Raw genomic sequence first — 7524 nt, 5'->3', positions numbered from 1 at the left:
GGGTCGGCCGGGGCCGTGCTGGCGGGGCGTCGCGCGCCCCGGGCGGAGGGCGGCGCGGCCGAGCGCCGGGCCGCGCTGTCGGAGGTCGAGGACGTCCTTCGCCGGGTGACGGCCGAGGACACCGCGGGGGACGAGGAGATCCTCGGCCGGGTGCCGGACGACCCGATGGCGCGGGCCGTGCTGGACGCGACGCTGGATTCGTCGGCCCATCTGGTGCCCGTGCGCGGGCCGGACGGCAACGTGGCCGACTTTCTCTATGTGGCCCTCAACGAGGGCGCCCGCGACATGTTCGGCCGCGGCAGGGAGGAATTGACCGGGCAGCGGCTCCTGCAGACCGATCCGGGGACGGTGCAGAGCGGGCTGTTCGACGATTACATCGAGGTCCTGGAGACCGGGACCAGTTTGGAACGTTCCTCCATTCCCTATACGACCGCCCAGCGCGGCCTGTCGCGCTCGTCCCGGACGAGCGTGCGGTGCGTGGCGGTCCCGACCGGCATCTGCCTGACCTGGCGGTACCACCATGCCGAGGACCGGACCGTGCGGCGGCTGGAGCGGGTCGAGCGGCTCGCCCTGGTGGGGTTCGGCGAGTGGGACCTCGCCACGGGTGAGGCGGACTGGACGCCGCAGATGCTGGCCAACTACGGGCTCGGCCCCGAAGAGGTGCCGCCGTCGCCGCACGACCTGCCGAAGGCCGTGGCCGAGGACGATCTCCCACTGGTGGAGGAGGCCGTCCAGACGATGTTCTCGCGCCGGGAGCCGGTGGAGGCCGAGCACCGCGTGATCGGCCCGGACGGCGCCCCGCGGCACCTCTGGATGTTCGCCGAGCCGGTGCTGGGCGACTCCGGGCTGCCGGTCTCGATCAACATCGTCTCGCAGGACATCACGCGGCGGCGCGGGGTGGAGCGGGCGCTGGCCGAGACCCGGCGGCAGATGCTGAAGCAGCAGGAGCGGATGGCGCAGGAGCGGCGGGTGGCGGTGACGCTGCGCCGCGCGATTCTGCCGGACGAGGACGAGTCCGAGCGGCTGCCGGGCCTGATGACGGCGATCCGCAGCCTGGCGGCGGAGAGCACCGCCCGCATCGGCGGGGACTGGTACGCGACCCGCGCGCTGGCGGACGGGCGCGCGCTGTTCGCCATCGGGGACGCGGCCGGGCACGGGCTGCCCGCCGCCGCGGCGATGGCGCGCAGCCGCAACGGGCTGCTGGGCCTGGCCTGCACGGGCGAGCCCGCGGGACGGCTGGTGGGCTGGCTGAACGAGCTGGTGGGCACCATGGACCCGACGGCGACGGGGACCGCCATCGTCGCCGTCTTCGACCCGGGCCGGCGGGTGATGGAGTGGACGTGCGCCGGCCATCCGCCGCCGATCCTGATGCGGGGCGGCCGGGCGGAGCGCCTGGAGGTCGTCCGCGACCCGATGCTCGGCGCGATGACGGACTGGGAGTACACGACGATCACCACCCAGCTCGACCAGGGCGACGTCATCTTCCTGTACACCGACGGGCTGGTGGAGCGCAGGGACGCCGACCTGGACGACCGGATCAACCGCCTCACCGACATCCTGCAGGACTCCTCCACCCGGCCGGAGCTGGTGCTGGACGAGGTCCTGGCCCGCATGGAGCACGACAGGGCGGCCGACGACACCACGCTCTTCGCCGTCCGCGTGGAGTGAGGAGCGTCATGTTCGGGGGCGGGAGAACCGCCTCGTGTGATGTGCACCACGCGTAACCGGGGGTGAAGACGGCCGGTACGTGGCGGACCGCCATGTGCCGGCCGTCGTCGTCCCCGGGTCCTTTACCTTTCCCCGGATGCCGGGAGGCCCCTGCTGGCAGGGGCTGTGGCCGGTCGACCGGTGATCGGGAAGACATCGGGTCCTTACGCTGTTGGTGGTGTCTTGGAAGGTCTTTGAGCAGGCAAGACGGTGTTTTGTCCGCGATTTGCGTTCCTTGAGAACGTTGATACCTTCTATCCGAATCACGCAGCGCACCCCATGCGTTGCCACCGGCCGCCCATGTCGCGGCCGAGGATCGCGGAGCGGATCCCGCACGCGATGCGCGCCAGACGATGCGCGCCCCCTCACCGAGATCAGTCGCTGAGATAAATCCGAACAGTCAGCACCGCGCCCGCGGTGCGAGGCCGAGTCCGTCCGGTCGAATCCGACCGGCACGGAGCCGGGGACCCAGGTTCCAGGGGTGAATCGGCGCGTCCGAGAGTCGCGCCGTAGGGCTGCTTCCATGCCCGAATCCGTCAGCTAACCCGGTAGGCGTCATGGAAGACAAGGAGATTCCCTGCATGACCGGTCGTTTCAATCGACTTTCCATGGACAACATCACCGCCGAGGACAAGGCGGTCGGCGCCGCGGTAGGCGCGGTGCTCGCGGGGGCCGTCGGGCTCGCGCTCATCAACCCCCTCGCCGGCGACGCGTCGGCGGAGACCACTGCCCAGGCGGCCGCCAAGAACGGCTCCGTCGCGGCGAGCGTCTCGAACCAGTCGAACCAGTCGAGCGGCTCCACCGCCCTCTCGGCCGCCGAGGCGCGCAAGATGGGCTACAAGGTCCCGCCGCGCGACGTGGACCCGTCCGAGGTCATCAAGCTGGCCGAGAAGCAGGTCGGCATCTCGGAGGGCCGGGGCGGCCAGACCAAGTACCACGACTGGTTCGTGTCGACCCCGCACGCCAAGGCCACCGCCAAGCGTGACGGCGGGTTCTCGGTCAAGGCCTACAACGGCGCGCAGTGGTGCAACATGTTCGTGTCGTGGCTGGGCGCCCAGACCGGTGTGAAGAACATGGGCTGGGACGCCTACACCGTCCAGCACGCCTCCTGGTTCAAGGAGACCGGGCGCTGGGGCCAGAAGGCCAAGCCGGGTTCGGTCGTGTTCTTCGACTGGGACCGCGGTTCCAGCATCGGCGCCATCGACCACGTCGGGATCGTCGTCAAGGACAACGGCAACGGCACCGTCAGCACCATCGAGGGCAACACGAACGACAAGGTGGAGAAGAAGGTCCGCAGCAAGTCCGTGATCGTGGGTTACGGCTACCCCGACTACAAGGCCTGATCCACCGCACGGCCACGTCCGTGCTCCACGCGGTTCCGCGTCGATCGGAAGGCGCCCGGCAGTCCTGCCGGGCGCCTTCTGGCGTTCCCGGGCCGGGTGCCCCTTCTCTCCGCGGAAGTCGGGTAATGCCAACCATTGACAGCCTTTGATCGCTCTTGGACCTCAGCGCGGCGTTCCTGGAAAGGAATCCGTGCACGCGCGTCCGACCGGCGCCTGGAAGGGAGCGTCCACGAGCGGGAAGGCCGGGGTCGGGCGCCTTCGCCGGAGGTCCGGGGGCTCCCGGAGCCGAAGCCGCGGGGGGATGTCAGTGCGCCCGGATCTGAGTGTGGTCGTGATCGCCTACAACGATGCGCGGAGGCTGCCGCGCGCGGTCGCGTCGGCGCTGGGGCAGTCGCTGGGCGGTGTCGAGACGGTCATCGTCGACGACGCGAGCACCGACGGCACGGCGGAGGTCGCCGACCGGATCGCCGCCGCGCACCCCGGCCGCGTCCGGGCCGTGCACCTGCCGTCCAACTCCGGCGGCTGCGGCCGGCCGCGCAATGCGGGCGTCGAGGCGTCCACCGGCCGGTACGTGATGTTCCTCGACAGCGACGACCTGCTGGACCGGCACGCCTGCCTGAACCTGCTCGGCGCCGCCGAGGACACCGGCGCCGACCTGGTGTCCGGGCGGTGCGACCGGATCTTCCTGGACCTGCCGGAGGGGGCGCGGGAACGCGTCCGGCCCTGGTACCCGTGGCTTTACCGGCGCAGAGCCGTGTTCGGGTCGCTGGAGGAGAACCCCCGCCTCCTCTACGACACCCTGTCGACCAACAAGGCGTACCGCAGGTCCTTCCTGGAGGAGCACGGCCTCAGGTTCGTCGAGGACCTGCACTACGAGGACCTGCTGTTCACCGCCGAGGCCTACCTGGCGGCGCGGGGGACGGCGCTGATCCCGCACCGCGTCTACAACTGGCTGGTCAGTGAGCGGACGCCGGCGCCCTCCATCTCCAACCGGCGCGCGGACCTGGCGAACTTCGCCGACCGCCTGGAGATCCACCGGCGCATCGACATGCTGTTCGCGCTGCGCGGCGCCCACGAGCTGGGACGTGCCAAGGACGTCAAGTTCATCAACCACGACCTGGTCCTCTACATGCGGGAGATGCGCGGCCGCGACGTCGGCTACCAGGAGCGGTTCCTGGGGCTCGCGGCCGCTTACCTGGCGGAGCTCGATCCCCGCGTGTTCGAGGAGGCCAACACGCTGCCCGCGATCGCCGCGTACCTGGTGCGCGAGGGGGACCACGCCGGGGCGCTCGCGGCCGCGGAGTACGCCCCCGAGAAGCGGCCCGAGCTGCGCGCGCGGCTCGTGGAGCGGGACGGGCGCGTCTTCTGGGGCGCGGGCCGGCCCCGCGGCGCCCTCGGCCGCCGCGTCCTGGACGTCACGGACTTCGGCTTCCATCTGCGCCCCCTGAAGGATCTTCGGCCGGCCAACACGGTGACCGAGCTGGAGATGCGGGGAGGGCGGGCCCGCATGGCCGGCCACGTGCTGAACCCGCTGGGCCGCATCGGCCCGGCCGGACTGTCCGGCACACTGGAGTTCTGCGACCGGCGGCGGAAATCCCGGAGGGCGCGGATCCGGGCGAGGCTGCGGCACGAGGGCGACCGGATCGGCTGGGAGGCCGAGTTCGACCCCGTCGCGGTGCTCCGGCCGACCGGGCTCATCGACCCTGTCTGGGACGTCCGGCTCCGCCTCAGGGCGGACGGTGAGGACGTGGTCACCCGGCTGGGCGAGGGCCGCGGGTCGCCCAAGCTGGACGGGGTCGTGCTGCCCGTCCGGCCCCGGCTGACGCGGTTCGCCGGGGACCGGCTCCGCTCGTACGTCACGGGCGGCGGGCACCTGGCGTTCGCGCTGGAGACGGACAGTCCGTGGGCGCGGCTGGCCGGCGCGGCCGCGCGCCGCGTCCCGGTGGTCCGGGCCGGACGGCGCGCCTGGCGGCGTGTGCGGCGGCTGGACAGGAGCGCCCGCCGGAGGCTGACCTCGCGCAAGACCAAGGTCGCGGTGTTCAACCGGGTGCTGAGCCGGCTGCCGGTCCGGACGGGCCTCGCGGTGTTCGAGAGCCAGCTCGGCAAGCAGTACTCGGACAACCCGAAGTACGTCTACCGGGAGCTGCGCCGCTCGGGTCTCCCGGTCAGGGCCGTGTGGTCGTACGCGTCGTCCCCCGACGGGTTCCCGCGCGACGCCGAGCTCGTCAAGCGCGGGTCCTGGGCCTACTACCTGGCGCTCGCGCGGGCCGAGTTCTGGATCGACAACCAGGGCTACCCGGACGGGCTCCGCAAGCGGCCGGAGACCACCTACATCCAGACCTGGCACGGGTCGGCGTTCAAGCTGATGGGCCTGGACCAGCCGCGGCTCAAGGGCGGTGCCGCCGCGGAGCGGGAGCGGCTGCGGCGGATGGTCGATCGCTACGACTGCTTCCTCGTCCGGTCCGGGCACGACGAGGAGACTTTGTGCGGGGGCCTCGGCGTCCGCGCGGAACTCCTGCCGGTCGGCTACCCGCGCAACGATCCCCTGGTCAACGGCCTGGACGACGACCCCGAGCTGGCCGCCGAGGTCGCCGCCCTCCGGGACTCGCTAGGGCTGGGCGACGGTCGCCGCGCCGTGCTGTACGCACCGACGTTCCTGACGGGCCCGAAGGGCCGCCCGGTCCGGCTGCTGGAGCCGCCCCTCGAACCCGAGGTGTTCGCGCGGGAACTGGGGGACGAGTTCGTCCTGCTCGTCCGCCCCCACTACCTGTGCCGGGCCAACCTCCCGCCCGGCTCGCACACGGTGATGCGGGACGTGGGAGGCGTGCCCGACGTCACCCCGCTGCTGCTGCTCGCCGACGCGCTGATCACCGACCACTCCTCGATCATGTTCGACTTCGCGCTCCTGGACCGCCCGATCGTGCTGCACCTGCCGGACGGCCGGGACCGCGTCACCGGCTACTTCGACCTGCAGCGGCACGCCCCGGGGCCGATCACCCGCACCGGGGACGAGCTCGTCGCGGCGCTCGCCGGGCTGGACCGGGCGGCGGCCGTCCACGCCGCCCGGCGCCGCGCCTTCGCCGCGCGCTTCGGCGAGCACGACCGGGGCACCGCCGCCCGGGCGGTCGTGGACCGCTACTTCCGGGCCGCAGAACCGCAACGCCACAGGGGGAAGAGGAATGGCCGCACCGCGTGACGTCTTCATCGTGTGCAACAACGCCGACGAGATGGGCGGCCTGCAGCGCTGGGCGCACCACATGGCGCGGCTGCTGGCCGGGCGCGGCGACCGCGTCACCCTCGTCGCGATCACGAGCGGGCCGGAGCGCCACCACCACGGCAGGGACGGCTCGTACGCCGTCGAGGTGCTGCACAGGGAATGGCGGTCGCCCGCGATGGCGTGGCGGCCCCGGCGGCGCCGCGAGCGCCTGAACCTGCTCGCACGCGGCCGGGATCTGCGGCGGACGGCGGCGCAGCGGCGCGGCGCCGCCCGGCTGTCGGAGCTGTTCGCCGCCGCGCGGCCGGGTTCGGTCGTCATCGCGGCGCAGGTGTGGGCGATGGAGTGGGTGCGGCGAGCCGACACGGCGGGGCTGCGCGTGGTGGGCATGAGCCACGAGTCGTTCTGGGCCACCCGCAAGTCGTCCCGGTACAGACGGGTCAAGGAGAACTACGCCGGCGTGGACCGCTTCCTGGTGCTCACCGAGGAGGACGCCGACGCCTGGGCCAGGGACGGGATGACGAACGTGGACTACATCCCGAACGCGCTGCACATCGTCCCTAGCGTCCACCCCACGCTCGACCTCCCGGTCGTGGCCTGCGTGGGCCGCCTCTCGTACGAGAAGGGCGTGGACCTGATGCTGGAGGTGTGGGAGCGGCTCGCCCCCCGCCACCCGCGCTGGCGGCTGCACATCTATGGCGGCGGGCCGGACGAGGAGGCCCTGCGCGGGCGGGTGCGGACGGCCGGGCTGTCGGGCTCGGTGGAGTTCCGCGGCGTGGTCGACGACGTGGAGGAGGCGCTCGTGGAGGCGTCGGTCTTCGCGCTGCCGTCGCGGGCCGAGGGCTTCCCGATGTCGGTGCTGGAGGCCATGGCGTACGGGCTGCCGACGGTCGCCTTCAACTGCGCGCCGGGCGTCCGGGCCCTGCTCGGGGACGAGCGGGGCGGCGTGCTCGTCGACCCGGGCGACACCGCCGCGTTCGCGCGGGAGATGGAGCGCCTCATCGAGGACCCGGCGCTGCGCCGCGCACTTGGCGCGGAGGCCCGCGCGTCGGTCACGCGCTTTCATCCGGACGCGGTCCTCGCCAGATGGGACCGGCTCTTCGATCTCCTCCACCGCGATCTGCCGCCCGTCCCAGCGGAGCGGGCCGTGGGCAGGCGGCCCGTGCGGGCGCCGTCGCACGTCTCCGGACCGGTGGCGGAGCGCGCGGCCGAGCCCGCACTGGGGGGCGATTCTTTCTAACAACTGTTTGGTAGAGTGCG

At 72.5% G+C, this 7524-nt stretch carries 4 protein-coding genes and 1 riboswitch; all 4 genes read left to right on the top strand.

The window, feature by feature from the left end:
* On the top strand, positions 1-1668 hold a 1668-nt coding region (locus E1266_RS10655; protein WP_132046151.1), incomplete at its 5' end, for a PP2C family protein-serine/threonine phosphatase.
* Between the two features lie 466 nt (positions 1669-2134).
* Positions 2135-2277, top strand: a riboswitch (cyclic di-AMP (ydaO/yuaA leader).
* Between the two features lie 11 nt (positions 2278-2288).
* Positions 2289-3050 carry a CHAP domain-containing protein gene (locus E1266_RS10650; RefSeq protein WP_243718351.1) on the top strand — a complete coding sequence of 254 codons (762 nt, stop codon included), beginning with the start codon at positions 2289-2291 and terminating at the stop codon, positions 3048-3050.
* A gap of 307 nt (positions 3051-3357) precedes the next feature.
* On the top strand, positions 3358-6246 hold the full coding sequence (locus E1266_RS10645; RefSeq protein WP_243718350.1) for a CDP-glycerol glycerophosphotransferase family protein: 2889 nt from the start codon (positions 3358-3360) through the stop codon (positions 6244-6246).
* Positions 6230-7504 carry a glycosyltransferase gene (locus tag E1266_RS10640; protein ID WP_132046149.1) on the top strand — a complete coding sequence of 425 codons (1275 nt, stop codon included), beginning with the start codon at positions 6230-6232 and terminating at the stop codon, positions 7502-7504. Before E1266_RS10645 ends, E1266_RS10640 begins: the two co-directional genes overlap by 17 nt.
* Positions 7505-7524: the final 20 nt, after the last annotated feature.

This window comes from Actinomadura sp. 7K534, assembly GCF_004348575.1.
Classification (GTDB): domain Bacteria; phylum Actinomycetota; class Actinomycetes; order Streptosporangiales; family Streptosporangiaceae; genus Spirillospora; species Spirillospora livida.
Note: the sequence above shows the minus strand (reverse complement) of the source record. Positions and strands in the feature narration are given on the sequence as shown.